Origin of the sequence: Nocardiopsis mwathae, from assembly GCF_014201195.1 — a bacterium.
GTDB classification, from domain to species: domain Bacteria; phylum Actinomycetota; class Actinomycetes; order Streptosporangiales; family Streptosporangiaceae; genus Nocardiopsis_C; species Nocardiopsis_C mwathae.
The window spans coordinates 2,214,943-2,239,440 of the sequence record NZ_JACHDS010000001.1 but is presented as its reverse complement, the minus strand read 5'-3'; the positions used below and the strand labels follow the sequence as shown (position 1 = coordinate 2,239,440).

The following is a 24,498-nucleotide window of genomic DNA, read 5'->3' as shown; positions in this document are numbered from 1 at the left end:
GGCCCGGCCCGCGCCCTCACCGCGGCACCGCCGGGGTATGCCGGGCGAGCCGGTGGGCGGTACGCCGCTGCTCCACGACGAACCGGGCCATGTCCACGACCCAGTCCCGGTCGGTGCGCAGCACGAGGTGGGGGACACCGCACCGGCGCAGGCCGGCCCGGACCGCGGAGCGCTGCGCCAGAGCCGCGGCACGGTAGTCGCGCCGGACCTTCGCGCTGAGGTGGACCTCCCGGGTGCGCCCGGACTCGGGGTCGGTCATGGTGACCAATCCTATGTCGGGAAGGTCGATCTCTCGGGGGTCCACGACCTCCACCGCCAGCACCTGGTGGCGGGCGGCCAGGCGGCGCAGGGGGCGCTCCCAGGGCACCGGGGCGCCCGCCTCGGGCGGGGTGTCCAGGAAGTCGGAGATGACCACGCGCAGGCCCCGCCGTCCCCGGGTGCGGGCGAGGTCGTCCACGGCATCGGCGAAGGCGGCCCCACCGGCGGTGCCGGGCGTGGCGCGCGGCGCGGCGGCCACCGTGGCCAGCAGGGCGGGCAGGGCGGCCTTTCCGGAGCGGGCCGGCCAGCGCCGCACCCGGCCGCGGTGCAGGAAATGCGCGCCGAACCGGTCGCCCACCCGCTGGGTCAGCACATTGACGGCGGCCAGCGCCCCGATGGCGATCTCGCGCTTCTCCGCCCGCCCGGTGCCGAAGTCCATGCTCGCCGACAGGTCCAGCAGGGTCCAGCTCTCCAGTTCCCGGTCGGCGACCAGGTCGCGCACATGCGGGGTGGTGGTACGGGCGGTCACCGACCAGTCCATGAGCCGCACGTCGTCCTCGCCGGGCTCATAGAGCCGCGCCTCGGCGGGCTCGCTCCCGGGCCCCGACCGCAGCCCCAGGTGCTCGCCGTGCAGCAGCCCTTCCAACCGCCGCACCACCCGCAGGTCCAGGCGCCGCAGCGCGTCGTGCAGCCGCGGGTCCAGGCCGGGGGCCGGCGGGTGTGCGCGCATCGCTCCGCCTACCGGGCGGCCACGGCGGCCGGTTCGCCGCTGGCGGGGTCGTCCCAGATCACCCGTGGCGGGGGGACCGTGGCCAGGACCCGGTCGACGATCTGGGTGGTGGTCACCCCGTCGGCGAGGGCGTCGAAGGTCAGCACCAGCCGGTGCGCCATGATGTCGCGGGCCAGCAACCGCACGTCGTCGGGCAGCACGTAGTCGCGGCCGCGGATGAGCGCGAGCGCCCGCGCGGCGGCGACCAGCCCCAGGGTGGCGCGCGGGCTGGCGCCGATCTCCAGGACCCGGCGCAGGTCGCCCATGCCGTACTCCTCGGGCTCGCGGGTGGCCATGACGAGGCGCACCACGTAGTCGGCGATGAGCTGGTGGACGTGGACCCGCTCGGCGTCGGCCTGCAGCTCCAGCAGGGTGACGGGGTCGAGCACCTGGTGCGCCTCGGGCGGGGTGGTGCTCATCCGCCGCAGGATCTCCATCTCCTCGTGCGCGCGCGGGTGGGGCACCAGGACCTTCATCAGGAACCGGTCGCGCTGCGCCTCGGGCAGCGGGTACACCCCCTCCGACTCCACCGGGTTCTGGGTGGCGATGACCACGAACGGAGCGGGCAGCGGGTAGGTGGTGCCCCCCAGCGACACCTGCTTCTCGGCCATGACCTCCAGCAGCGAGGACTGGACCTTGGCGGGGGCGCGGTTGATCTCGTCGGCCAGCACGAAGTTGGCGAACACCGGCCCCAGCTCCACGTCGAACCGCTCGGTGGAGGGGTGGTAGATGCGGGTGCCCACGATGTCGGAGGGAACGAGGTCGGGGGTGAACTGCACGCGCGCGAACGACCCGCCGGTCACCTTGGCCAGGGTGGAGACCGCCAGCGTCTTGGCGATACCCGGCACCCCCTCCAGCAGGCAGTGCCCGCGTGCGATCAGGGCGACCATGGTGCGCTCGACCATCTGCTCCTGGCCGACGATGACGGTGGAGACCTCCTGCATGGCCGCGCGCAGCAGCCGGGTCGGTTCCCCGGCGGCGCTCTCCGCCCTGGCGCGGCGGGCGCCGTCGGGGGCGGGTTCGGGGTCGCTGTCCGCCATGTGCCTGCCCGCCTTTCCATCTGCGGCGATATCCCGCCGGGTACGTTGATGGTGACGCAACGGCGATGCTACCCGCTCGTGCCGGGATCAGAACGGAGCTAGCGGGGCAATCGTGCGAAGGGGGTCGAGCCGTGCCCGTGCCGCTGCAGCAGACCGACCCGCGCCAGATCGGCGCCTACCGGCTGAGCCACCGCCTCAGCCACGGCCCCGAAGGGGTCGTCTACCTCGCCCACGACCGCGACGGCCACCCCGTCAGCGTCGCGATGCTCAGCGAGGGCGCTGCCGCCGACCCGGCCGCCCGCGACCGGTTCGCCGCCGCCGTCACCAAGGCCACCGGCGTGGAGCGCGCCCCCCGCGTCCTGGCCCACAGCACCGCCAATCCCACCGCCACCTGGGTGGCCGTGGCCCATACCCCCGGCCGGGCGGGGGCCGAGGCCTACCTGGCCCCCGTCGCCGTCGAGGAGGGCACCCCCGCCGCCGGGACCCCCCACTACGCCCCGCACTGGGCCGCCAGCCCCGGACCCCCTGCCGCGCGCTGGCTGGGCGGCACCCGCACCGGCCGACCGGCCGCCGAGGCCACCACCGACCAGCGGGTGGTGATGGGCCTCCTCCTGGTCCTGCTGCTGTTCACGGCCCTGCTCATCCTGCTCTACCTGTGGCTGACCGGGCTCACCGACCAGGCCGGAGGCAGCGAATCCGAACCGTTCCCCGGCGGCGGCCCCGCCACCGAGGAGCCCGCCGACGCCCCGGATGCCGAGGGCGACCCGTGGGTGTCCCCGGACCCGCACGGCACCTACCGGCCCACCGACGCGCCCTCGCCCGCGGACGTGCCCACCGTGGAGGTGGAGCAGGACGACCCCTCCGACCTTCCGCCCGACCCCCAGGGGTGGGGCTGAGCCCGCCCCCGGTACCCGACCGGGGTCGCTGGCCCGCCGGTGCGGCGCCCGGTAGGTTCGGCTGATCGGCGCACCTCGGTGGGTGAGGCGGAAAGGGTGGCGATGGTCCGGCAGCACGTGGCCCGGCGGGTGTGGGTCCTGATCGGCGCGGTGGCCGCGGCGGCGGCCCTGGCGGCCGCCGCTCTGCTGGTGGGGGAGTTCCCGGTGCCCTGGCGGGGCGTGGCCCGAGCGCTGGGGGAGCCGGGCACGGCCCCGGAGTCGGTGGACTTCATCATCTGGGAGGTGCGCGTCCCGCGCCTGCTGGCCGGCGCGGCCTCGGGCGCGGCGCTGTCGGTCGCGGCCGCGGTGCTCCAGACGGCCACCGGATCCCCGCTGGCCGGCCCGCGGACGGTGGGCATGGGCGGCGCCGCGATGCTGGCGATCCTGCTGGCCCCGGCGGCCGTGGCCCAGGTGCCGGCGGGGGCGGCCGCGGCCGGAGCCGCGGGGGCCGCAGCCGCCGGCCTGGGGCTGGTGCTGGGGGCGTGGTGGTGGGGGAGCGCGGCCGCACTGCGTTCGGGCCGGGTGCTGCCGGCCGGGGCCGTCGTGGACGCGGTGTGCACGGCCGCGGCCCTGTACCTGGTGGTGAGCGCGGCGGGCGGGCTCGTGGGCCCGGCCGCGCACCGGGTGGTCGTGGGGTCGCCGCTGCTGGGGGTGGAACAGGCGCCCGTGCTGGCCGCGGTCTGCCTGGGAGCGGCTCTGCCGGCGGTGGCGGCGGCCTGGTGGGCGCCGTCGGCTACCGCGGCCGCGCCGGTGGCCGGGCGGCTGGCCCTGGTCGCCGTCGCAGCGGTGCCGGTGGGGGCGGGGGTGGCCCTGGCCGGCCCGCTGGCGCTGGCGGGGCTGGCCGGGGGAGGGGTGGCCTGGCTGCTGATGTCGGGCCACCCGGGGTGGACGGCGCTGGCGGCCGTGCCGGTCGGCGCGTTCGTCGTGGTCGCCGCCGACCTGGTGGCGCGCTCACTCAGCGGCCCCCAGGAGGTGCCGACAGGGTATGTGACGGCGGTGGCGGGGGTGCTCGTGCTCGCGGTGGTACTGCGGGCCCGCTCCCGGGCGGCCGCGGTGACCACGGTGCGGATGGACTGACCGCGGAACCCTGCAGGGGGGTCGCCTCCGCACCCGCCGCTCTACGAATCTACGTCGTAAAGGCGGGGTTGATATTCCCCACGCCGACCACCCGGAAAAAACAACAAACGAAAACCTTAGAAAACCTTAAACGAGCGGCTACGCCGCCCCACCACCCACCGTGATTGATCCGACCGTCACTGCGGTAGGAACACTCACGCACCACCGACCGCACACGAAACAGGAGACCCGACATGACACTGCTCAACGAGCACGAGATCACCGAAGGCCTCGCCCGCCTCGACGACTGGGAATGGGACCGCGAACGCCACGAGATCCGCCGCACCGTCAAGATGCCCGACTTCATGAGCGGCATCCACCTCGTCACCGCCGTCGCCCACGCCGCCGAACAGGTCAACCACCACCCCGACATCGACATCCGCTACAACAAGATCACCTTCCACCAGACCACCCACGCCGCCCACGGCCTCACCCGCCACGACATGCGGATCGCCGCACGCATCGACCGGCTCGTCGCCGACGCACTGCCCCGCGGCTGACCCACGCACCGGCCACCGCACCCGGCACCCGCCCCGCCGGCGGCCTCACCCACCCGTCGGACGCAACCGGCCCCGTCGGATCTTCCCCGATGCCGTCCGCGGCAACTCATCCACGAACGTGATCCGGCGCGGATAGGCATGCTCGGCGAACCGCGCCCGCACCAGATCCCGCAGCTCCTCGGCCAGCTCCTCACTCGGCCGCGCCCCATCGCGCAACACGATGCTGGCCGCCACCGTCTGCCCCGACAACTCGTCCGGCACCCCGTACACACCGGCCTCGACCACCGCCGGGTGCTGCAGTAGCGCCGTCTCCACATCGAACGGACCGATCCGGTACCCCGACATCAGGATCGCGTCATCGTCACGGCTGGAGAAGTACAGATACCCCTCCCGGTCCCGGCTCCCGGTATCCCCGGTCAGATACCAGCGCCCATCCGGCGTGAACCGCGCCGCCGACGCACCCGGATTGTCCCGGTACCCCCGGAACCACATCAGCGGACTGGCCTTCACATCCACCGCCACCCGGCCGAACGCGCCCACCGGCGCCTCCTCGTCGGCCACCGGTTCCAACACCGTCACCGACCACCCCGGCAGCGCCGTCCCCAACGACCCCACCCGCACATCGGCCGCCCCATCCTCGTGGTTCTGGTGACCCACGCAGATCCCCAACTCGCTCTGCCCGTAGTGGTCGCGCAGCGGCACCCCGAACGTATCCGCGGCCCACCCCACCACATCGGTGTTCAACGGCTCACCCGCGCTCGACAGGCGCCGCACCGCGATCTCCGGCGGCAGCGTCTTCGTCGTCGCCCGCAACGTCCGGTACACCGTCGGAGCGGCGGCCAGATTCGTCACCCCGAAGATCGCCAGCACATCCAGCGTCAGCTCCGGATCGAACCCCGCCCGCAACTGCAGCGTCCGATGCCCCGCCAGCAACGGCGACACCAACCCGTAGTACAGCCCATAGGCCCACCCGGGATCCGCCGTGTTCCAGTACACGTCGTCATCGGCCACGTCCAACCCGTACCGGTGATAGGCGTGGAACGCCGCCAGCGCCCGCACCGGCACCTCCACCCCCCGCGGAGGGCCCGCCGTCCCCGTCGTGTACAGCAGCACGAACGGCGCCTCCCCGCCCACCGCCACCGGAGCGGGAGCCGAACCCGCCCCACGCGTCAACTCCGCCAGCGTGCGGTCCCCCTCCCGCAGCGCAAGCGGCCCCGTGGTGACGACGTACCACGGCGCGTCGGCGGGCACGTCCTCGCCCGGATCGAGCTTGGGGCGCTGCTCGTCGTCGCAGATGACCAGCCGGCTGCCCGAGTCCACCAGGCGGTGGGCGATGGCGCTGGGAGCGAACGCCGTGAACAGCGGCACGTGGACGGCGCCCAGCCGCCAGATGGCCACGGCCGCCACGGCCAGCTCGGTGCCCTTGCCCATGAGGGTGGCGACGTGGTCGCCGCGGGTGATACCCAGGTCGGCCATGGCCGCGGCCAGCGCGGCGGAGCGCTCGGCGAGTTCGCCGTAGGTGAGGTCGCGGGGGAGAAGGTCGGGGCCGACCTCGGTGACGGCGAGGGCGTCGTGGGGATGGCGGTCGCACAGCAGGTGGGCCACCGATGCGGTGGGGGAGTCGTAGGTGGCGAGCCAGTCGCGTACCTGCTGCGCCGGGTCGAGCATCGGTGGTCGTCCCCTTTTCTGGAGGATTGTGGGTGTTGCTGTGGTCGTGTTCCAGAGTATTCCCCTGTGTGTGATGGTGCCCTCAGCCGCGGGCGACCGTGGTCACCGGCCCCTGCCGCGGCCGCGGGCGCGCCGCACGGGGGAGGGGTGGTGGCGCGGGCGGCGGGGAGGCGCCACCATGTGGCCCATGGACGTGGATGCTGTGGTGCGCCGGTTCGACCTTGACGAGGACATGCGCGGCTGGCTGGAGCAGGCAGCGGCTCTTCCGCTGCCGGAGGGGGCGTGCCCGCTGCCGCCCCGCTCGGGCGCGGGCGCCGCGCTGGCGCCCTTCGGGCTGTCCGCCCAGGACGAGGCGGAGCTGGTGGGCCTGTGGCCCGACGGCACCTGGTCGCCGGAGCTGCTGTGGCTGGTGGAACGGATGTATGCCCGCCTGCGGGCGGACCTGGCCGCGGGTTCGGGGGAGTGGCGGCACTGGCCGCCGCTGCCGGAGGTGGCCGACGCGCGGGCGCGGTGCACGCCGGTGTTCGCGTTCGCGGCGGCGGTTCCGGCGCTTCGTGCCTGGTACGACCGCAACGGGGTGCCCTGGGAGGTGGGGGCGGTGACCCTGCGGGACGTCGGGCGGCACGTGGGACACAACCGCACGATGTTCGGTCGGGTGGGGCTGGAGGTGGCCTCGTGGATCGCGCTGCCGTTCCGGGGCGGACTGTTCGAGCTGGGACGGCTGCAGTACGAGCCGGCGCGGCTGGTCGAGCAGGGGGCGGTGACCTGGTACGCGGCAGAGGAGGCGGCCGGGGCGGCGCCTGAGCTCGCCCATGGGGCGCCGGCGCTGCGGCTGCACATTCCGTCCGGGGGGCGGCTGGACGCCGGGGGGATCGACGCGTCGCTGGCGCGGGCGCGGGGGTTCTTCGCCTCCTGCTTCGGCGTGGACTACCCGGTGGCGACGTGTACGTCGTGGCTGCTGGACCCGCAGCTGGCGGAGTATCTGGCGCCGGACTCCAACATTCTGGCCTTCCAGCGCCGGTTCACGCTGGTGGAGCGCTCGGCTCCGGGGAACCGCGACGTGTTCCGGTTCGTGTTCCGACGCCCGGATGTGGAGTTGGAGGGGGTGCCGCTGCGCACGCGCCTGGAGCGTGCGGCGGTGGCGCATGTGCGGGCGGGGCGGCGCTGGGAGGTGCGCACGGGGTGGCTGCGGCTGCCGTGAGCGCCGTACCCGAGCGGGTTCAGGGGCGGGGGGTGTCGGCGGGTTCGGGGGGCGCGGTCCACCCGGTGGTGAGCAGGCGGCCGGAGCCGGTGCAGTCGGCGCAGCGGCGGGGCACCACCATCTCGCCGACTCCGTCGCCGCCGGCGTAGCCGACGACGCCGACTCTCAGACCGCTGCCCTGGCAGCTCTGGCACACGATTGCGACGTCCACGCCCGCCAGGATAGGCGCCGGGCGGGGGTGGACGGGGCGGGTGGTCAGCCGGTGAGGTCGAGGGCGGCCAGGAGGGTGGCCAGGCGGGCCTCGTCGTGTTCGATGACGGGGGCGTACTCGCAGATGCCGATGCCGACGACGTCGTGGTGCGCGGTGATGGCGGCCAGGGCCTCGGCGACGGTGCCGGCGCGGGGACCGTCGGGAGTGGGGACGGCGACGGCGGGGAGGTCGAAGGGGTCGCAGACGTCGATGTCGAGGTGGATGTAGGCGGGGGTGCCGGCTGGTCTGGGGGCGGTGACGCGGGTGGGGTCGGCGAGGAGTTCGACGGTGTCGACCCAGGCGATGCCGTGGTGGCGGATATAGCGGGTTTCGGGTGGGTCGAGGTCGCGGGCGCCGACGAGGGTGACGGCGGGGGTGGGGAGGGCGGCGCCGTTGGCTCCGGTGAGGCGGGGGTGGCCGTCGCCGAGGAGGGTGCGCAGGACCATGCCGTGGGCGCGCTGGCTGGGGGAGGTGGCGGGGGTGTTGAGGTCGGGGTGGGCGTCGACCCAGTAGAGGGTCATGTCGGGGTGGCGGGTGGCGAGGTGCTGGATGGCGACGAGGTCGGAGAGGCAGTCGCCGCCGAGGGTGAGGGTGCGTTGGGGGTCGCGGCGGGTGAGGCGGTCGCGCAGGCGGGTGAGGGTGCCGTGGATGGCGTCGAGGCTGCGGATGCCGTCGATGGTGGTGCGGGGGCCGTCGGTGACGGCGACGTGGAGGCGGTTGCCGTTGGGGGGGATGAGGCGGGCGAGGGCGGATGCGCCTGCGGCGGTGCGGACGTCGTCGCCGCCCTGCCACAACGGAACCACCAGATCGACGTCGCGCTGCCAGGTCATGTCCCAACCTTAGGGGTCGGGGGGCTGTGGGGGTAGGGAAACGTGGACAGGTGTGCGGTGGTGTGGTGTCCGGGTGTGGTCGGGTGGGGGTGTCGACTTTCGTCGGTGGCGTCGCGTGGGAGGGTGGAGGGTTTATGGGGAGTGTGGATGGGGCTATTCCGCCGGGTCGTTTTCCGCGGAGTGCGGGTTATGACGTGGAGTGGCAGAAGAGGCACATGATGGGACCCAACCCGCTGTGGCTGGCGGAGTGGCTGGTGGAGGAGATGCCGGTCGCTGCGGGGGAGCGGGTGCTGGATCTGGGGGCGGGGACGGCGCTGACCTCGATTTTTCTTGCGCGTGAGTTCGGTGTCCGGGTGACTGCGGCGGATTTGTGGGTGGATCCGGGGGACAATTGGCGGCGGGTGTGTGAGGCGGGTGTGACCGACCGTGTGTTTCCGTTGCGGGCGGAGGCGCGGGACCTGCCGTTCGCGGAGGGGTATTTCGATGCGGTGATCTCGATCGATGCCTATCACTATTTCGGTACCGATGATCTGTACCTGGATTATCTGCTGCGGTTCGTGGCGCCGGGGGGTCGGTTGGGGATCGTGTCGCCTGGGCTGGTTCGTCCGGTGGACGGGACGGTTCCGGAGCGGCTGCGGCCGTTCTGGCAGGCGGCGTACCGGTCGTTTCACAGCGCGGAGTGGTGGCGTGCCAATTTTGCGTCAAGTGGGGCGGTGCGGGTGGATCGGGCCGATGTTCTGGAGGAGGGTTGGAGGTACTGGTTGGCGTGGATCGAGGAGTGCGAGCCGCCGGAGGGGGCGGTCGAGCTCGTGGCGGAGGAGGCGGCGATGCTGCGTGCGGACGCCGGGGAGACGTTGGGGTTCGTGCGGGTGGTCGGTGAGGTGGGCGGCTCGGCGGTGTGAGGGTGGGCCGGTCGGTGGCGGGGTCCCCTGAGGTTCGACTTGACATAATGTGCATTATCGGCGCTTCGGGGGCGGGTGCCGAGAGGGGTGTGCGCCGGGTGGCGTCAGCGGCGTCCGGTCAGCGCTGTTGCGGCGCCCATGGCGAGGTAGACGCCGCCCAGGGCCATGGCCAGGTCGACGGTCAGTCCCATCGCGGCCATGATCGCGCCGAACACGAGGATCTGCGTGGCGGCCGGTCCCTGGGCCGGGTCCACGAACTGCGGCAGGAGCGCCAGGAAGAACAAGGCCACCGTGGGGTTGAGGACGTTGACGAGCAGTCCGTCGCGGAAGATCCGCGCGGTGGGTCGTGGTGCCGGGGTGCCGGGATCGGTGTGGCCGGGCGTTTCGGCCGGGCGGGTCAGGATGGTGCGGACGCCCAGGTAGACGAGGTATGCGGCGCCGAGGTATTCGACGATGTCGAAGGCGAGCGCTGAGGTGGCCAGCAGCGAGGACAGCCCGATGGCCGCCGAGGTCACGTGGACGAGCGTGCCGGTTTCCACGCCCAGGGCCGAGACGACTCCGGCCGCGCGGCCCTGGCTGACGCTCTGGGTGAGGATGTAGATGAGGACCAGGGCGCCGGCGGCGAGGAGGAAGAGTCCGAGGGTATGGGGTTCGGGCATGCTTCGGGCATGCCGGGCATCCTGCGATCCCCTGGGTCGCCGCGCCGGGGGTTCCGCGTGTTTCATGCATAAAGTGCGTTATGCATGAAAAGTGGATGATGTGGATTATTCGGACCAAGCTTCCGGTCGATCCGGTGTGATGCGGGGCCGCGCGAGCGTTCCGCCCCCACGCCCCCACGCCCCCGCGTGTTCCCGGCCGCTCCTCCGGCCCCTGGATCGCCGCACCGCGCCGCCGGCCGGCGCCGCATCGCGCCGCTCCCCCCTTCCCGGCGCGCTCACCCCCGCTATACGCTCGTATGCGGCCAACACCTCATGAGCATGGGACGCCCGCCCCGTGTGATCCGTTGACCGGCACCGTGCGGCGCGCGAATTCCCGGCCACAACCGGTCATATTTGGGAAATACCTCTGCATGAGGGAGACGAGCGGGGGATCCTCGAAGGGTGTCGAACAGCATCAGCTCCTCATCAGAGAGCCACTCCCCCGAGGACACCGCCGCCGACGGCTCGGCATCCGGCGGCGGTCCGGGGGCAGCCGGCACCGTCGGGGGCGCCTCTTCGTCCCCGGCCGCGGTGTCGGCGCCGCGCCGCCGCAGGCTGGTTCCGCCCGGGCTGCGCGGCGCCGACACCGGCCGCCTCGTGGGCATCGACATGGCCCGCGGCCTGGCCATCCTCGGGATGTTCGTCGTGCACGTGGGCATCGGGTGGACGGCCGCCGACGGCAGCAGCCCGCTGACCGAGGCGGTCGCCGGGCGCTCGGCGGCGACCTTCGCCCTGCTGGCGGGTGTGTCCATCGCCCTGCTGTCCGGCGGCTCGGCGCCCAAGTCGGGCCACGACATGGGGGTCGCGCTGTGGCGGGTGGTCATCCGCGGCCTGATCATGCTGCCCATCGGCACCCTGCTCACCATGACGGGCACCCCCGTCTCGGTGATCCTCGCCTACTACGCCGTGTTCTTCGTCCTGGCCGCCCCGCTGATGGACGAGCGGTGGAAGATCGTCGCCGGGACCGCGGCGATCCTCGCGGTGCTCGGCCCGGTGGTCTCCTTCTACCTGCGCCGCCTGATGGAGCCGGGCGGAGCGCTGGCGGCGCCCGTCGACGCCGTCAACTCCTATGACCCGTTCGTTTCCTGGTCCGGCGAAGGCTTCGTGGACTTCCTGGTCACCGGCTCCTACCCGGCGATCACCTGGATGCCGTTCGTGCTGGCGGGGCTGGCCATCGGCCGCCTCAACCTGCGTTCGACGAAGGTGCAGCTGGCCCTGGCCGGCGTCGGCGCGGGCCTGGCCGCCGCGGCCTACACCGCCTCGTGGGCGGCGATGCGGGTGCTGGACGTTCGCTCCAGCCTGGAGGCCTCCTTCGACCCGGACAGGGCCGGGGCCGACACGGTGGGCCAGGCGCTGCGGGAGGGGCTGCCCGGGACGGTTCCGGTGGACCACTGGGCGTGGCTGCTGACGGCGGCGCCGCACAGCGGCACCCCGTTCGAGGTCGTGGGGGCCGGTGGGGTGGCGATCGCGGTACTGGGCGTGTTCCTGCTGGTGGGGCGGTACGTGCGGTGGGTGCTGTTCCCGCTTGCGGCGGTGGGCGCGCTGGCGCTGACGACGTATGTAGGCCACATCCTGCTGATCTGGGCGGCCGAATCGGGGGTACTGGACGGGACGCCGCTGCAGCCGGTGGCCGACCAGTTGCCGTGGTCGGTGCTGCTGGGCGCGCTGGTGTTCGCGACGCTGTGGCGGCTGGTGGCGCGGCGCGGGCCGCTGGAGGGTCCGCTGCACGCGGTGTCGATGTGGGTGGCCCGCCGTATCCCCTGACCGCTCCCCTCCCCCGGGCCGGTGGTGCGGGCGCCGGCTGCCGTGGGCGGGGTCTGTGCGTGTCGCGGACGCGCGTCGAACAGCGGTGGTGGAGGTGTTCGAAGGAACACCGGGCCGGGGTGATCCTCAGAGCCGGGATCGGGGATGCTGTGGGGCATGAGCGTTGCGGAGGCAGGGGCCCGGGCGTCGTCGATGCGGGCCGTGGATGCGGTTGAGGAGTATCTGGTGGTGCGGGGTGCGGCGAAGCCGTCGCCGCACACGATCGCGGCCTACCGGCGGGACCTGCTGGGTGTGCTGGGGTGTGTGGCCGAGGTGGGGCGGTGCGGGCGTGCCGAGTTGCGGGTGGCGGACCTGTCGGGCGGGGTGCTGCGCCAGGCGTTCGCGGGGTTCGCGGCGGAGCGGGCGCCGTCGAGTGTGGTGCGGGCGTGGTCGACGTGGAACGGGTTCTTCGGGTTCCTGGTGGCCGAGGGGGTCGTGGAGGGGAATCCGATGCCGGGGGTGCGTCGGCCGCGGGTGAAGCCGGCGGAGCCCAAGCCGCTGATGGGTGAGGACACACCGGAGCGGCTGCTGGAGGCGTTGGCGGCGGGGTGCCGCCGGGCGCGGGATCCGTGGCCGGAGCGGGATCTGGCGGTGTTGGCGCTGGCGCTGCTGACGGGGTTGCGGTCGGCGGAGATGCTGGGGCTGCGGGTGGATGCGCTGAGCGGTCGTGCGGGTGAGCGGCGGATCCGGGTGGTGGGCAAGGGCGGGCGGACGCGGTCGCTGCCGATCGAGGCGCCGCTGGAGGTGCTGGTGGAGGCGTACCTGCGGTCGCGTGAGGTGCGGTTCGGGGGTCGGGTGCGGGGCGCCGATGCGCTGCTGGTGGACAACCGTGGGCGGCCGCTGCGCCGGGGCGGGCTGCAGTACCTGGTGCGGCAGTGCTATAGGCATGCCGGGGTGCACGACCGGGTGGCGCGGGGGACGCTGGTGCATGCGCTGCGGCATACGTTCGCCACGCGGCTGGCCGAGGACGGGGCGTCGGTCACCGAGATCATGCGGTTGCTGGGGCACACGTCGATCACCTCCTCGCAGTCCTACATCGATGTGACGGCGTCGGCGCAGCGGGAGGCGGCGCGGTCGAACCGGACTTATGGGGTGTTGCGGCGGCTGGCCGAGGACGGGGCGTCGGCGGAGGCGGGTGCGGCGGGGTGAGCGGGTGGGGCGGTTAGGCTGGCCGGCGTGGGTGCGACGATCTCGACGGTGAATGTCAATGGTTTGCGTGCGGCGGCGCGGAAGGGCTTCGTGGAGTGGCTGGCGGCCACCGGGGCCGATGTGGTGTGTCTGCAGGAGACGCGGGCCGAGCGCGGCCAGCTGGCGGCCGAGGTGATCGAGCCGGAGGGCTGGCACGTGGTGTTGGCGCCGGCGGCGGCCAAGGGGCGTGCGGGGGTGGCGCTGTATTCGCGTGCGCGGCCCGAGGCGGTGCGTGTGGGGTTCGGTGCGGCGGAGTTCGACGGGTCGGGCCGGTATGTGGAGGCGGACCTGGGGCCGGTGAGTGTGGCCAGTCTGTATCTGCCCTCGGGTGAGGTGGGGACGGAGCGTCAGGAGGAGAAGGAGCGGTTCATGGCGGCGTTCTTGCCCTATCTGGTGCGGCGGCGTGCCGAGGTGGAGGCGGAGGGCCGTGAGTTGGTGGTGTGTGGGGACTGGAACATCGCGCATCGTGAGGCGGATCTGAAGAACTGGCGCAACAACCGGAAGAATGCGGGGTTTCTGCCCGAGGAGCGGGCGTGGTTGTCGCGGGTGTTCGACGAGGCGGGGTATGTGGACGTGGTGCGTTCGCTGCTGCCGGAGGTGGAGGGCCCGTATTCGTGGTGGTCGTACCGCGGGCGGGCGTTCGACAACGACGCCGGGTGGAGGATCGACTACCACGTGGCGACTCCGGGGTTGGCGGGTGCGGCCAAGGAGGCGCGGGTGGAGCGGGCCGAGGCCCATGGGCTGCGGTGGTCGGACCATGCGCCGGTGACGGTGTCCTACGAGGTGTAGGGGTGGGCCCGCGGCGCGGGGGTGCGCGGCGGCGGGGCGGGTATCGCCGGTAGTGCGGAGGTGGGATGCGTTGGCGCTCGGAGCGGCCGATGGGGGTGCGGTGATGGGGTTGCCGGTGGTTCTTGTCCATGGGTTGCGGTTCTCCGGGACGATGTGGCGGCCCCAGCAGGAGGTGCTGGAGGCGCAGGGCCGGCGGGTCGTCGCGTTGGATCTGCCGGGGCATGGGGTGCGGCGGGGTGAGGAGTTCACCCTGGGTGGTGCGGTGGATGCGGTGGCCGGGGCGGTGGACGCGGTGGGCGGCCGGGCGCTGGTGGTGGGGTTGAGCCTGGGCGGGTTCGTGTCGATCGCCGCGGCGGCGGCGCATCCGGGGCGGGTGGCGGGGTTGGCGGCGGTGGGGTGTACGGCCCGGCCGGCGCAGGCGCTGGCGCAGGTGTACCGGATTCCGGCGGTGCTGTTGGACCGGTTGCCGGATCACGGTGAGGCGGTCAATGAGCGGTTTCACCGGTTGACGCTGCCTACGGATGGGGCTGAGGCGGCGTTGGACGGCGGGTTGGCGATGGAGGCGGCGCGTGCGGTGATCGACGAGATCGCCGAGATGGATGTGTTGGGGGCGTTGGGTGCTTACCCGGGGCCGGTGTGGCTGATCAACGGGGCGCGGGATCCGTTTCGGATCCATGAGCGGCGGTTCTTGGAGGCGTGTGCGGACGGGCGGTTGTTGAACGTGCCGCGGGCGGGGCACTTGGTGAGCCTGGACCAGCCGGAGAACTTCGCGAAGCTGGTGGCCGATATCGCCGATGTGGTGTGGGTGCGTTCTGGGCGGGCGGTGGAGGGTCCGCCGTCGGTGTGAGGGGGGCGTGGGAGGCATCACCCCGTTGCGGGGTGGGCCGGTGCGGTGGGGGTTTCTAGACTCCGCAGGATGATGATCTCTGCGGATGCGCTGCTGTTCGACATGGACGGGACCCTGGTGGATTCCGGGGCGGTGGTGGAGGAGTGCTGGGCGGCGTGGGCCGCGGAGTACGGGATTTCTCCTGCGGAGCTGGCGGCGAGGGCCGGCCACGGTATCCCGGCCCGCCAGATCGCCGCTGCGTTGCTGCCGGCCGCTGTGGTGCCCGAGGCGGTGGCGCGGATCGAGCAGCTGGAGATCGACCGCGCCGGGGGGTTGCGGGTCCTGCCCGGTACCCGTGAGCTGCTGTCGGTCCTTCCGGACGGGGCGTGGGCGATCGTGACGTCGTGTACGCGTGCGCTGGCCGAGGCGCGGTTGAAGGCGGTGGGGTTGGTGGCGCCGACGCTGGTGACGGCCGATGATGTGGCGCGCGGCAAGCCCGATCCCGAGCCCTTCGCGCTGGGTGCGCGGCTGTTGGGTGTGGCGGCGGGCCGGTGTGTGGTGTTCGAGGACGCCCCGGCCGGGTTGGCGGCGGCGCGCGGTGCGGGTGCGCGCACGGTCGCGGTGGCTACCACGCATGCGGCGGCCCGGTTGGAGGCCGATGTGGTGGTGGGGGATCTGTCGTGTGTCGATGTGCGGCCCGGTGCCGGGGGCGGTTGGGCCGTCAGGGCCGGGTAGGGGGCGTCAGGTGCCGCCGTCCTGCGGGGGGTGGGCGCCTGGGCGGATGAGGCCGGAGTCGTAGGCGGCGATGACGGCCTGGGTGCGGTCGCGGACGCCGAGTTTGGCGAGGATGTTGGAGACGTGGGTCTTGACGGTCTGCACTCCGAGGTACAGCTCGGCGGCGATCTCGGCGTTGGACAGGCCGCGGGCCATGAGTCGCAGGGTGTCGGCCTCGCGGTCGGTGAGTGTGGGGATCTGCGCTGATGCGGGTGTGGCGGGGTGGGCGTGGGTGGCGGCCAGGGAGCGGATCGCGGCCGGGAAGAGCAGGGAGTCGCCGCGGGCGACCAGCCGGACGGCGGTGAGGATGTCCTCGGGGCGGGCGCGTTTGAGGAGGAAGCCGCTGGCGCCGGCGCGTAGCGCCCCGTAGACGTAGTCGTCGTTCTCGAAGGTCGTGACGACGATGATCTTGGGTGGGGTGTCCAGGGCGGAGAGGAGTGCGGTGGTGGCCTGGATGCCGTCCATGCGGGGCATGCGCACGTCCATCAGCACGATGTCGGGGCGGGTGCGGCGGGCCAGGTCGAGCGCGCCGGTGCCGTCTTCGGCTTCGGCGACGACCCGCAGGTCGGCTTCTGCGTCGATGAGGGCGCGCAGTCCGGCGCGGACGAGGGTCTCGTCGTCGATGAGTGCCACGGTGATGGGTGTGGGGTCGGGGTGTGGGGGCGCGGTCATCGGGCGTCTCCCCAGGCGATGTCGGCGTGCAGCCGCCATTGGCCGTCGGTGGGGCCGGTTTCCAGGTTGCCGCCGAGGATGCTCAGGCGTTCGCGCATGCCGTGCAGGCCGCGGCCGCCGCGGCGGCGTAGTGCGTGCAGGGTCGGGGTGGCGGGTGGGGTGTGCGGGTTGGTGATCTCCACGCTCAGCCGTTCGGGTTCGATGGTCAGGTGCAGGGTGATGGGGACGTTACCGCCGTGGCGCAGGGCGTTGGTGATGCCTTCCTGGCAGATGCGGTAGGTCTCGCGTGAGACGGCGGCGGGGACGTGGGTGGTGTCGCCGTCGATGCGGGTGCGTATGTCGGCGCCGATGGCGCGGGTGGCCTCGATGAGGCCGGGCAGGTCGGCCAGGCCGCGCAGGGGTGCGGTGCCGGTGGAGGGGTCGTCGCGCAGCAGCCCGAGGACGTGGTCGAGTTCGGCGGTGGCGGTGCGGGCCTGGTCGGCGATGGCGCGCAGGGATTGGCGGGCGAAGGCGGGGTCGGAGTCCAGGACGCGGGCGGCCGCGCCGGCCTGCAGGGCGACCACGGACAGGGCGTGGCCGATGGAGTCGTGCAGTTCGCGGGCGAGGCGGTTGCGTTCGGCCAGGTGGTCGGCTCGCCGTTGGGCGGTGGCCAGCCGTTCGGCGGCCGAGGGGCCCAGCAGGCGGGGCGCCAGCCGGGCCATGGCGGTGCCGGTCAGCGCCATGGTGTAGACGAGGGCGAGGAGGTAGCCGAGGCCGATGGCGGGGGCGAGCCAGCGCTGGGTGCCGGTGGGCGGGTCGGCGCCGAAGAGGGTCAGTGGTCCCTGGGCCACGGCCAGGGGTCGGGAGGCGAAGGGGGTGGCTGCCAGGGCCGCGCACTCGGTGAGGACGACCATGGTGGCCAGTGCGGCGGCGAAGCCGAGGACCAGGTGGAGGGCCAGCCAGGCCCCGGTGCGGGCGCGGGTGGGCCGGGAGGTCGATTCGGTGATGGGTTCGTGGGCGATGGGGCCGCGTAGCAGGGCGCGGGTGACCTGGCCTTCCAGGGTGCGGGCGCCGGGGATCCATGCCGATGCGGCGACCAGGAGTACCGCGGGGGGTGCGCCTGCGGCCAGGGCGCCCAGTCCTTCGCCGGGGCCGGGGGTGGTCGGGGTGAGGAACATGGAGGCCAGCACGGTGGGTGCCAGGAGGTAGGGCAGGAAGACCGCGCCGCCGATGATGAGGTAGACCCACCGGGTGTAGGTGGTGGTGCTCCACAGCGGGGCGAGCAGCAGGCGGATGATCGGCACTCCTCGATCGTGGCATGCGGTGGTGTCCCGGGGCCTCCCCCGCCGGGGGGAGTGTCGCGCGCCGGGGAGGGAACGGGGGGGCGGGTGGGTCCCGGGGGTGAATGACGGGTGGATTTGCCGTAAACCGCCGCGTGCGGGCGGCGGTGTCTCCTACGCTCGGGTGCGGTAGGGGCAGGTGGGCGCGTGTGCGGTGCGGCGGCGGTGTCCCGGGCCTGTGGGCTGCGGCTCCGCGTCTGCCTGTCCACCCCTGTGATGCGGCGAGGAGATGAGACGAAGAGATGATCGGCCGATGAGCGCGACGGAGGAACTGCTGGCGGCGCTGGACGACGGTCGGCTCACCGACGCCCACGCCTACTTGGCGTTGAAGCCGCTGTGGCGGGAGGGTCGGTTGGAGCGGCCGGCGGGGCGCTCCCGGCAGTGCATCCTGCGCGCGAAGGAGGAGTTGCGGGCGGCGGTGTGCAGCGGGCTGCTGAGCGACGGCGAGGCCTATGAGGCGATGCGGCCGTTGCGGAGTTCCCGCCATGGGGACCCGGGTGAGGCCGGGGAGATCGACGTGTCCGAACCTGGCGCGTAGCCGGGTGTGTCCGTTCTCCGTGCCGGGTGGGCGCCTCGGCCGGGGGCGGACCTGCGTTGATCTCGGGGACGTCGACCGGATACCGGCGAGAATCCGGTCGACGGCCCCGAGATCAACGGCCGGGTGCGCGGGAAAGCGATGGCACGCGCGAGCACCGGTCGGGTCTCCCGTGGTACGGGCCGTGCGGGTGTGCGGGGTGCCCCTCCCCCGGCGGTCGGCGGGCGGGTGGCGGGCGGGTGGTGATCTCTCCCACAGTCCCCCGCTTGTAGGGGCGGTCGGGGCCGGTCGGGGCGCCGGCGGTGCGGTGTGCCACATAGTCTGTCTGGTCGTGACCTCGCACGACACTTCGCCCATCGAGGCGGAAACTACCACGTCCCCGGCATCTGGGCCGCGTCTCGCGCACACGCTGCGGCGGCGGCACATGACCATGATCGCCATCGGCGGTTCCGTGGGCGCCGGGCTGTTCATCGGCTCCGGCGCCGTGATCGCCGCCGCCGGTCCGGCCGCCGTCGTCTCCTACGCCGTCGCAGGCGCGCTGGTGCTGCTCACCCTGCGCGCCCTGGGCGAGATGGTAGTGGCCCGGCCCGCCGCCGGGTCCTTCTCCGACTACGCGCGTATGGCCCTGGGGCCCCGTGTCGGCTTCTCCATCGGGTGGCTGTACTGGTGGCTCTATGCCGTCCTGGTCGCCGCCGAGGCGGTGGCCGGCGCGGCGATCCTGTCCCGGTGGGTGGAGGCGCCGGCCTGGCTGCTGTCGCTGCTCCTGCTGGTGGTCATGACCGGCGCCAACCTCATCTCGGTGAAGGTGTTCGGCGAGACCGAGTCGGTGTTCTCCCTGATCAAGATCGCCACCATCGTCGCGTTCCTGATTCTGGGCGGGCTGTATGCGGCGGGCATGTGGCCCAGCGCCGACGGGGCGAGCGTGGCCAACCTGTGGGTGCACGGCGGGTTCGCCCCCAACGGCTGGGTGGCGGTGTTCGCCGCCGTGGTGGTGGTGCTGTTCTCCTTCGGCGGGGTGGAGATCGTGACCATCGCCGCCGGTGAGAGCGACGAGCCCGAGCAGGGGGTGGCGCGGGCCACCACCAACGTGCTGTGGCGCATCGCGCTGTTCTACATCGCCTCCATCCTGGTGGTGGTGATGGTGCTGCCGTGGAACGACGCCGAGCTGGGCAAGAGCCCGTTCGTGGCGGTGATGGAGACGGTGGGGGTCCCGGCGGCCCCGCTCGTCATGGAGGTCGTGGTGTTCGTGGCGGTGCTCAGCGTGCTCAACGCCGCGCTGTACACCTCCTCGCGGATGCTGCACGTGCTCACCCGGCAGGGGGACGCGCCGCGGGCGCTGTCGTCGGTCAACCGGCGCGGTGTGCCCGCGCGCGCGATCCTGCTGGGCACGGTGGTGGGGTATGTGTCGGCCATCGGCAACTACCTGTGGCCCGAGACGGTGCTGGGCTTCCTCATCGCGTCCATCGGCGCGATCCTGCTGGTCCTGTTCATCACGATCGTCGCCTCCCAGCTGGTCATGGGGCGGCGGCTGCGCGCCGATGAGCCCGAGCGGCTGACCTTCCGCATGTGGGCGTTCCCCTACCTGAGCTGGGCGACGCTGGTGGCCCTGGTGGCGGTGCTGGCGGCGATGGCGTTCCTGCCCGAGCACCGGGGGCCGCTGCTGGGCAGCATCGCCAGTGTGGCGGTCGTGCTGGTCGCCTATGAGCTGCGCAGCAGGCTGGGTGCCACGCCGGTGAGCGACCGGCCGCTGGACCTCGGCCGGCGGTGAGGCGGTCGGCGCCGGTGGGCGGTTGCTGCCCGCCGGTGCCGGCGCCGTTGCGTAGGGTCGTGGCATGGCCGACAGCGAACTGGAGTTCTTCGAGAGCCTGCCGCGCAGCCGTGGGGCGGCCTGCGCGCTGCTGCGGACCGAGGATGAGCGGGTGCTCCTGGTCAAGCCGACCTACAAGCCCGGGTGGAGCCTGCCCGGCGGGGTGATCGAGCAGCGGGAGTCGCCGCTGGCGGCCTGCCGGCGCGAGTGCGCCGAGGAGATCGGGTTCGTTCCCCGCCTGGACGGGTTGGCGTGTGTGGACTGGATCCCGCCGGACCTGAGCCCCGATGGCCGGCCGGCGACCATCTTCGTGTTCTCCGGGCGGCTGCCCGCGGAGCGGTTCGGCGAGGTGCGGCTGCCGGCCGATGAGCTCAGCGACGCGGTGCTGGCCGACACCGCGGACTTCGGGCTGCTGCTGCCCGGGGGGCGGGGGCGTCGGTGCGCGGCGGCGTTGAAGGCCGCCGCCTCGGGGCTCACCGTCTACCTGCAGGACGGCCGCCCCGTGGACTGGGGCGGTTGACCGGGGGCGGTGCGGCCCTCAGGCGGTGGTTCCGCGCGGCGGGTCCGGCCCCTCCTCCTCGTCGGGTGCGGCGTCGCCGGGGTCCAGCATGCGTGCGGCGTGCGCCGCCTCCTCCAGGCAGCGGCGCAGGTTCTCCTCGGCCGCGCGGGCGCGGTCGGTCAGCTCCTCGACGGGGCGGACGGCGTGCGGGTCGGCGGCGTTCTGCGCGAGCAGGTCGCGGTAGTCCTGCTGCTCGTCCAGCAGCCTCTGCAGCTCCTGCAGGCGCCGGTGGTGTTCGGCGGCGGCCGTGAGGTGGGCGGCGTAGCGCTCCAGGGCCTGGACCCGGCCGGTGACGGCGGTGTCGGCGGCGCGCAGGGCGGCGTGCCGCTCGGCCAGCAGGCCGGAGACGTCGATGTCGAGCCGGATGTTCTCGGCGACGCGTGCGCGGGCGCGCAGGTCGGTGATGTGGCGGAGGCGGGTGGCGATGTCCCAGAGCTGTTCGGGCAGGACCACGGTGTTGTCGATGGTGTCGGCGTGTCCGGTGGCGGCCTGCGGTGCCGAGGTGGCGGCGTCGACGGCGGCCTGTGCGCGGGTGAGTAGGGCGCGGGCGGGGCGGTCGAGGTCGTCGGAGGTCAGGTAGCGGCCGTGGTGGGCGCGTGCGGCGGCGCGGGCGGGTGGTTCGGCCACGCGGCGGGCCGACAGCAGTCCGGCGATCGCGAGGTTGATGGCGACCAGGACCAGGCCCAGGCCGGTGATGAGGATGAGGGCTCCGGACCGGGTCATCAGTGCGACGAGGAACAGGGCGGCCACGACGGTGAGGCGGGCGGGGATGCGGTCGGGGAGGTCGGGGAACTCCCAGCGGGGGCGGAGGGGCGGTGGGGGTGTGCGGCCGGCCGGGATGAGTGCCTCGGGGTGGGCGGCGAGCAGGTCGCGGTCGGCCGGGGGCAGGGTGGGGTCGAACACCGGCCGTGGGTGGGGGTCCGGGGCGGCCATGGGGCCTCAGTGGTCCTGGTCGCCGAAGAGTTCCAGGTAGTGGCGTTGGTCGAACATGCGCGCGGCCTCCGTTGCCGAGGGTGTGCCCGCCTGCGGGTCGGCGCCGTGTTCCACCAGGACGGCCACGACGTCGTCTTCGCCTTTGAACACGGCTCCGGCCAGGGGTGACTGGCCGCGGTCGTTGAGGCGGTCGACGTCGGCGCCGTGGCGGCACAGGTGGGCGACGGTGTCGGCGTGCCCGTGGTAGGAGGCGAGCATGACCAGGGTGTCGCCGCTGTCGTTGGTGAGGTTCACCGGGACGCCGGCGGCGATGTAGGCCCCCAGGGGTTCGGTGTCGCCGTTACGGGCGAAGTCGAAGACCGTGGTGGCCAGGTCGATGATGTCCGGGTCGGTGGTGGGGTCGCTGGACCCGTCGGCGGTACTCACGTCTTCCAGACTAGGGCCCGCGGGGTGCGGGGTGTAGGGGTGCTGTTGTGCCTGGTGGGGTGGTGGGTGTGCGGGGCGGGTGGGGCACTGGAGTGCGATGGGATGACTTGTCCGACATGGTCATTGTCGGGTGGATGTCGCTAGGGTGCTACCTCACGTCCTGAAAGGAGCACCCCCCATGCGACACGTCGTCGGCTTCCTGGTCGGACTGGTGCTGGCGCCCGTGGTGATGCTCGGGGCCGGCTGGGCGCTGCCCCGCCTGGCGCGTGCGAGCGCGGCGGAGGCCACCTTCCTCGGCGCGGGGGGCGCCGCCACCGTGGCGGTGCTCAGTGTGCTCGCGCTGCTGGTGGCGGTGGCCATGGCGGCGCCGCGGCTCACTCCCCTGCTTCCGGGCGTCGCCGGTCTGGCCCTGGTCGGGCTGAGCGCCGCCGGCGTGCTGCGCCCCGAGCTGGCCGACCGCCTTCCCGCGACTCCCGGGCTCGGCGGAGCCCTCGACCTGCTGTCCCTCGGCGTTTTCGTTCCGGTGGGCCTGGCGCTGGTGGTCCCGATGTTCCTGGCGTCGCGCTGGGCGGGCGGGGAACGGGGCGGCGTCAGCCCCGAGGGGTACTTCGACGGCCTCTACGACGAGGACTACGAAGACCACGCCGACGACGACGCCGACCCCGGCGGGCGCGGGCGCGAGTCGGCTGCGGCGCCCCGCGGCGGCCAGCACCGCCGCACGTCCTGACCGGTGCCCCGCGGGCCCGGCCCCGATCGGGCGGGCAGGCCTGCGGGCGCGGTCAGAGCCAGGTCGGTCCCCAGCGGGAGCTGTCGGAGACGCCGGGCGGCAGCGGGGGCAGGAGGGAGGCGCCCGGCGGGCGGGCGTCGGCCTCCTCGTCGTCCCCCTGCCCGGCCGGGTCGGGGCCGGCGGTCGGGGAAGGCGGGCCGTGTCCCTCGGTGCGTGCCTCGTCGGCGTGCTCGGCCTGGGCGATGAGCTCGGGGGTGATCACCGGGAACACCTCGGTGGCCGCCGCGTAGGGTTCGGAGGCGCGGCCGGGTGCGGCCGCGGTGTGCGGTGCCGGCTCCGGTGCGGTGGCGGCGGGGGCGGGTTGCCCGTCGCCGGCCGCCGGTGCGGTGCTCTGTTCGGCGGTGACCTGCAGGGACCCCAGCGTCCGCTCCAGGAACGCGTCCACCCGCCGGGGGTCGTCGGCCGGTTCCTGCGGTGCCCCCGCCCGGTCGCGGGCGGGGGCCGGGGCGCCGTCGCCGGTGCGGGGGGCGGGGTCGCCCGGCACTTCCTCCTCGGGGGCCGGGATGTGGGCCTGCCGGGCCTGTGCCGGTGCGGCGGCATCGGCCGGGACGGCCGGCGGCTGGGGCGGTGTGTCCGCTGGGGCGGCCGGTTCCCGGGGTTCGGTGCGTTTGGCGGTCGGTGGGACCGGGCCCGCCGAGGCGCGGATCTCCTCCAGGGCGGGGCGCTGCGCGGGGGTGTCGTCCCCGGTGGGGGCCGGGAAGCCGTCGGGTACCGCGGGGGGCGCCCCGGTCGAGGGCGGGGTGGGCGTGTGGGGGGTGGCGGCGGTGCCCGTGGCGGTGGTGCTGGCCACGCGCCGCCACCAGCCGAACGCCTCGTCGCTGGTGAGCTCCTCCTCCACTTCCAGCCAGCCGGAGACGTGGGGGTGGCGGCGTCCCGCGTTCCAGGTGCGGGGGAAGGTCTGGGGGTCGAGGACCACGATGCGTTCGCCGTCGATGGCGGGGATGTCGGCCGGGACGCTCTCGTTCCAGATCCACGACCCGTCGGCGGCGGTCAGGTTCCACCAGCCGCGTACGACGCGGGCCTCGGGGTCGGGGGCGTCGGTGCGGTAGGAGGCGGTCCAGCGGGGGTCGGGGCGCCGGCCGTCCAGTCCGCGGCCTTCGGGCCCCACCAGCGCGTCGGCCAGCAGGGTGTGCAGTTGGACGTTGTCGCCGATGCCGTCGAACAGGACGCGGAAGGCCCGCCCGGAGGCGCGGTCCAAGACGACGGCCGAGGTGGTCTCGGCCATCCGCAGCAGGGCGCGGACCTCGTCGAACTCCCACAGGGCGGCGGAGAGCTGGTTGGAGACGGCGACGAGTTCGGCGTGCAGCGCGGCATCGGCGCGGATGGCGGCGCGGACGGCGGACTCGCCGAGCATGGTCTTGGCGGCCAGGCCGTGGCGGCGGATGGTCCACCAGCACACGGTGGCGGTGGGGGCGGCTTCGGCGAGGTCGGCGGCGACGCGTTCCTCGGCCTCGGCGGTGACGGTGTCGGGGTCGGGAGGGGTGCCGCCGCCGGTGCGCTCCCAGGCCGAGAGGAACACGGCGGCGCCCTTGCCCATCAGCCGCAGCAGGCGCACGACTTCGACGCCGGTGGTGCCGGGGTCGGTTCCGGACTCGACCATGGCCCCGGCGATGAGGCTCAGGTCGGCGGCTACGCCGGGCAGGGCGTGGCCGCCGGCGAGGATGGGGGCCAGCGCCTCCAGCGCGAGCTCGCGTTCTTCCTCTGGTACCTGAGGTACCAGGGTGTAGACCTTGTGGGCTGCGGCGGGGAAGGGGTGCGGATCCGTCGCGACTGAGGCGTCGATCAGCTCCTGGAAAGCAGCGCGAAACTCATCGATCACCCCGGCATCTTCGCACATAACGGACACATTGTGGTCACTCAGACCGTGCGGTGGGGCTGCGTCCGCAACTCGGGGCGCAGGTGCGGCGCCCCGG

The 24,498-nt window shown here is 73.6% G+C and carries 25 protein-coding genes; 14 read left to right on the top strand and 11 right to left on the bottom strand.

Going from position 1 to position 24,498, the window contains the following annotated elements; all coding sequences use genetic code 11:
- Positions 1–16: 16 nt before the first annotated feature.
- Together HNR23_RS09430 and HNR23_RS09425 are read right to left on the bottom strand one after the other, a co-directional pair.
- Positions 17–988: a DUF58 domain-containing protein gene (locus HNR23_RS09430; RefSeq protein WP_184075067.1), complete on the bottom strand. Its 972-nt coding sequence runs from the start codon at positions 986–988 to the stop codon at positions 17–19.
- Between the two features lie 8 nt (positions 989–996).
- Positions 997–2,067 (bottom strand): AAA family ATPase, encoded by a 1,071-nt coding sequence (locus HNR23_RS09425; protein WP_184075065.1) that lies wholly within the window; start codon positions 2,065–2,067, stop codon positions 997–999.
- A gap of 131 nt (positions 2,068–2,198) precedes the next feature.
- On the opposite strand from HNR23_RS09425, the gene HNR23_RS27180 reads away from it, so the two are divergent.
- The 3 genes from HNR23_RS27180 (at position 2,199) to HNR23_RS09410 (ending at position 4,618) form a co-directional block, all read left to right on the top strand.
- Positions 2,199–2,963 (top strand): hypothetical protein, encoded by a 765-nt coding sequence (locus tag HNR23_RS27180; protein ID WP_184075063.1) that lies wholly within the window; start codon positions 2,199–2,201, stop codon positions 2,961–2,963.
- A 102-nt stretch (positions 2,964–3,065) separates the two neighbouring features.
- Positions 3,066–4,079, top strand: coding sequence for an iron chelate uptake ABC transporter family permease subunit (locus HNR23_RS09415; RefSeq protein WP_184075062.1), 1,014 nt, complete (start codon positions 3,066–3,068; stop codon positions 4,077–4,079).
- Positions 4,080–4,312: 233 nt separating this feature from the next.
- Entirely contained in the window at positions 4,313–4,618 is a 306-nt protein-coding gene (locus HNR23_RS09410) for a 4a-hydroxytetrahydrobiopterin dehydratase (protein ID WP_184075061.1), read from the top strand.
- Positions 4,619–4,663: 45 nt separating this feature from the next.
- Here HNR23_RS09410 and HNR23_RS09405 read toward each other — a convergent pair whose 3' ends face one another.
- Positions 4,664–6,286 (bottom strand): AMP-binding protein, encoded by a 1,623-nt coding sequence (locus HNR23_RS09405; RefSeq protein ID WP_184075060.1) that lies wholly within the window; start codon positions 6,284–6,286, stop codon positions 4,664–4,666.
- 187 nt (positions 6,287–6,473) lie between these two features.
- On the opposite strand from HNR23_RS09405, the gene HNR23_RS09400 reads away from it, so the two are divergent.
- On the top strand, positions 6,474–7,487 hold the full coding sequence (locus tag HNR23_RS09400) for an acyltransferase domain-containing protein (RefSeq protein WP_184075058.1): 1,014 nt from the start codon (positions 6,474–6,476) through the stop codon (positions 7,485–7,487).
- A gap of 19 nt (positions 7,488–7,506) precedes the next feature.
- On the opposite strand, the gene HNR23_RS09395 is transcribed toward HNR23_RS09400, so the two are convergent.
- Positions 7,507–7,698 carry a hypothetical protein gene (locus HNR23_RS09395; protein WP_184075056.1) on the bottom strand — a complete coding sequence of 64 codons (192 nt, stop codon included), beginning with the start codon at positions 7,696–7,698 and terminating at the stop codon, positions 7,507–7,509.
- Positions 7,699–7,742: 44 nt separating this feature from the next.
- The gene (locus HNR23_RS09390) at positions 7,743–8,567 is read right to left on the bottom strand and encodes an arginase family protein (protein WP_184075055.1); all 825 of its coding nucleotides are present in this window, start codon (positions 8,565–8,567) and stop codon (positions 7,743–7,745) included.
- Positions 8,568–8,782: 215 nt separating this feature from the next.
- Between HNR23_RS09390 and HNR23_RS09385 the strand changes: the two genes are divergently transcribed.
- Positions 8,783–9,469 (top strand): SAM-dependent methyltransferase, encoded by a 687-nt coding sequence (locus HNR23_RS09385; RefSeq protein ID WP_246421667.1) that lies wholly within the window; start codon positions 8,783–8,785, stop codon positions 9,467–9,469.
- Between the two features lie 104 nt (positions 9,470–9,573).
- Here HNR23_RS09385 and HNR23_RS09380 read toward each other — a convergent pair whose 3' ends face one another.
- Positions 9,574–10,128, bottom strand: a complete 555-nt coding sequence (locus tag HNR23_RS09380; RefSeq protein WP_184075051.1) for a LysE family translocator — start codon at positions 10,126–10,128, stop codon at positions 9,574–9,576.
- A 441-nt stretch (positions 10,129–10,569) separates the two neighbouring features.
- Between HNR23_RS09380 and HNR23_RS09375 the strand changes: the two genes are divergently transcribed.
- The 5 genes from HNR23_RS09375 to HNR23_RS09355 all read left to right on the top strand — a co-directional run bounded on the left by HNR23_RS09375 (position 10,570) and on the right by HNR23_RS09355 (position 15,508).
- Entirely contained in the window at positions 10,570–11,931 is a 1,362-nt protein-coding gene (locus HNR23_RS09375; protein ID WP_184075049.1) for a heparan-alpha-glucosaminide N-acetyltransferase domain-containing protein, read from the top strand.
- Between the two features lie 156 nt (positions 11,932–12,087).
- Positions 12,088–13,119: a tyrosine-type recombinase/integrase gene (locus tag HNR23_RS09370; RefSeq protein WP_184075047.1), complete on the top strand. Its 1,032-nt coding sequence runs from the start codon at positions 12,088–12,090 to the stop codon at positions 13,117–13,119.
- 27 nt (positions 13,120–13,146) lie between these two features.
- Positions 13,147–13,947, top strand: coding sequence for an exodeoxyribonuclease III (locus HNR23_RS09365; RefSeq protein ID WP_184075038.1), 801 nt, complete (start codon positions 13,147–13,149; stop codon positions 13,945–13,947).
- Between the two features lie 103 nt (positions 13,948–14,050).
- The gene (locus tag HNR23_RS09360) at positions 14,051–14,794 is read left to right on the top strand and encodes an alpha/beta fold hydrolase (RefSeq protein WP_184080117.1); all 744 of its coding nucleotides are present in this window, start codon (positions 14,051–14,053) and stop codon (positions 14,792–14,794) included.
- 69 nt (positions 14,795–14,863) lie between these two features.
- Positions 14,864–15,508 carry an HAD-IA family hydrolase gene (locus HNR23_RS09355; RefSeq protein WP_184075035.1) on the top strand — a complete coding sequence of 215 codons (645 nt, stop codon included), beginning with the start codon at positions 14,864–14,866 and terminating at the stop codon, positions 15,506–15,508.
- A 6-nt stretch (positions 15,509–15,514) separates the two neighbouring features.
- Here the strand turns inward: HNR23_RS09355 and HNR23_RS09350 are convergent, their stop codons facing one another.
- Positions 15,515–16,219, bottom strand: coding sequence for a response regulator (locus tag HNR23_RS09350; RefSeq protein ID WP_184075033.1), 705 nt, complete (start codon positions 16,217–16,219; stop codon positions 15,515–15,517).
- Positions 16,216–17,502, bottom strand: a complete 1,287-nt coding sequence (locus HNR23_RS09345; protein ID WP_184075031.1) for a histidine kinase — start codon at positions 17,500–17,502, stop codon at positions 16,216–16,218. The genes HNR23_RS09350 and HNR23_RS09345 overlap by 4 nt, the downstream gene beginning before the upstream one ends.
- A gap of 289 nt (positions 17,503–17,791) precedes the next feature.
- On the opposite strand from HNR23_RS09345, the gene HNR23_RS09340 reads away from it, so the two are divergent.
- The 3 genes from HNR23_RS09340 (at position 17,792) to HNR23_RS09330 (ending at position 20,400) form a co-directional block, all read left to right on the top strand.
- A complete protein-coding gene (locus tag HNR23_RS09340) occupies positions 17,792–18,076 on the top strand; it encodes a hypothetical protein (RefSeq protein ID WP_246421666.1) in 285 nt (94 codons plus the stop codon).
- A 421-nt stretch (positions 18,077–18,497) separates the two neighbouring features.
- On the top strand, positions 18,498–19,841 hold the full coding sequence (locus tag HNR23_RS09335; protein ID WP_184075029.1) for an amino acid permease: 1,344 nt from the start codon (positions 18,498–18,500) through the stop codon (positions 19,839–19,841).
- Positions 19,842–19,905: 64 nt separating this feature from the next.
- The gene (locus HNR23_RS09330) at positions 19,906–20,400 is read left to right on the top strand and encodes an NUDIX domain-containing protein (protein ID WP_184075027.1); all 495 of its coding nucleotides are present in this window, start codon (positions 19,906–19,908) and stop codon (positions 20,398–20,400) included.
- Positions 20,401–20,418: 18 nt separating this feature from the next.
- Here the strand turns inward: HNR23_RS09330 and HNR23_RS09325 are convergent, their stop codons facing one another.
- Together HNR23_RS09325 and HNR23_RS09320 are read right to left on the bottom strand one after the other, a co-directional pair.
- A complete protein-coding gene (locus HNR23_RS09325; RefSeq protein WP_184075025.1) occupies positions 20,419–21,342 on the bottom strand; it encodes a hypothetical protein in 924 nt (307 codons plus the stop codon).
- 36 nt (positions 21,343–21,378) lie between these two features.
- Positions 21,379–21,798, bottom strand: a complete 420-nt coding sequence (locus tag HNR23_RS09320; protein WP_184075023.1) for an ankyrin repeat domain-containing protein — start codon at positions 21,796–21,798, stop codon at positions 21,379–21,381.
- Between the two features lie 178 nt (positions 21,799–21,976).
- Here HNR23_RS09320 and HNR23_RS09315 point away from each other — a divergent pair, with 178 nt between their 5' ends.
- Positions 21,977–22,525, top strand: coding sequence for a hypothetical protein (locus HNR23_RS09315; RefSeq protein ID WP_184075022.1), 549 nt, complete (start codon positions 21,977–21,979; stop codon positions 22,523–22,525).
- A gap of 52 nt (positions 22,526–22,577) precedes the next feature.
- On the opposite strand, the gene HNR23_RS09310 is transcribed toward HNR23_RS09315, so the two are convergent.
- Positions 22,578–24,404 carry a hypothetical protein gene (locus HNR23_RS09310; RefSeq protein ID WP_184075020.1) on the bottom strand — a complete coding sequence of 609 codons (1,827 nt, stop codon included), beginning with the start codon at positions 24,402–24,404 and terminating at the stop codon, positions 22,578–22,580.
- Positions 24,405–24,498: the final 94 nt, after the last annotated feature.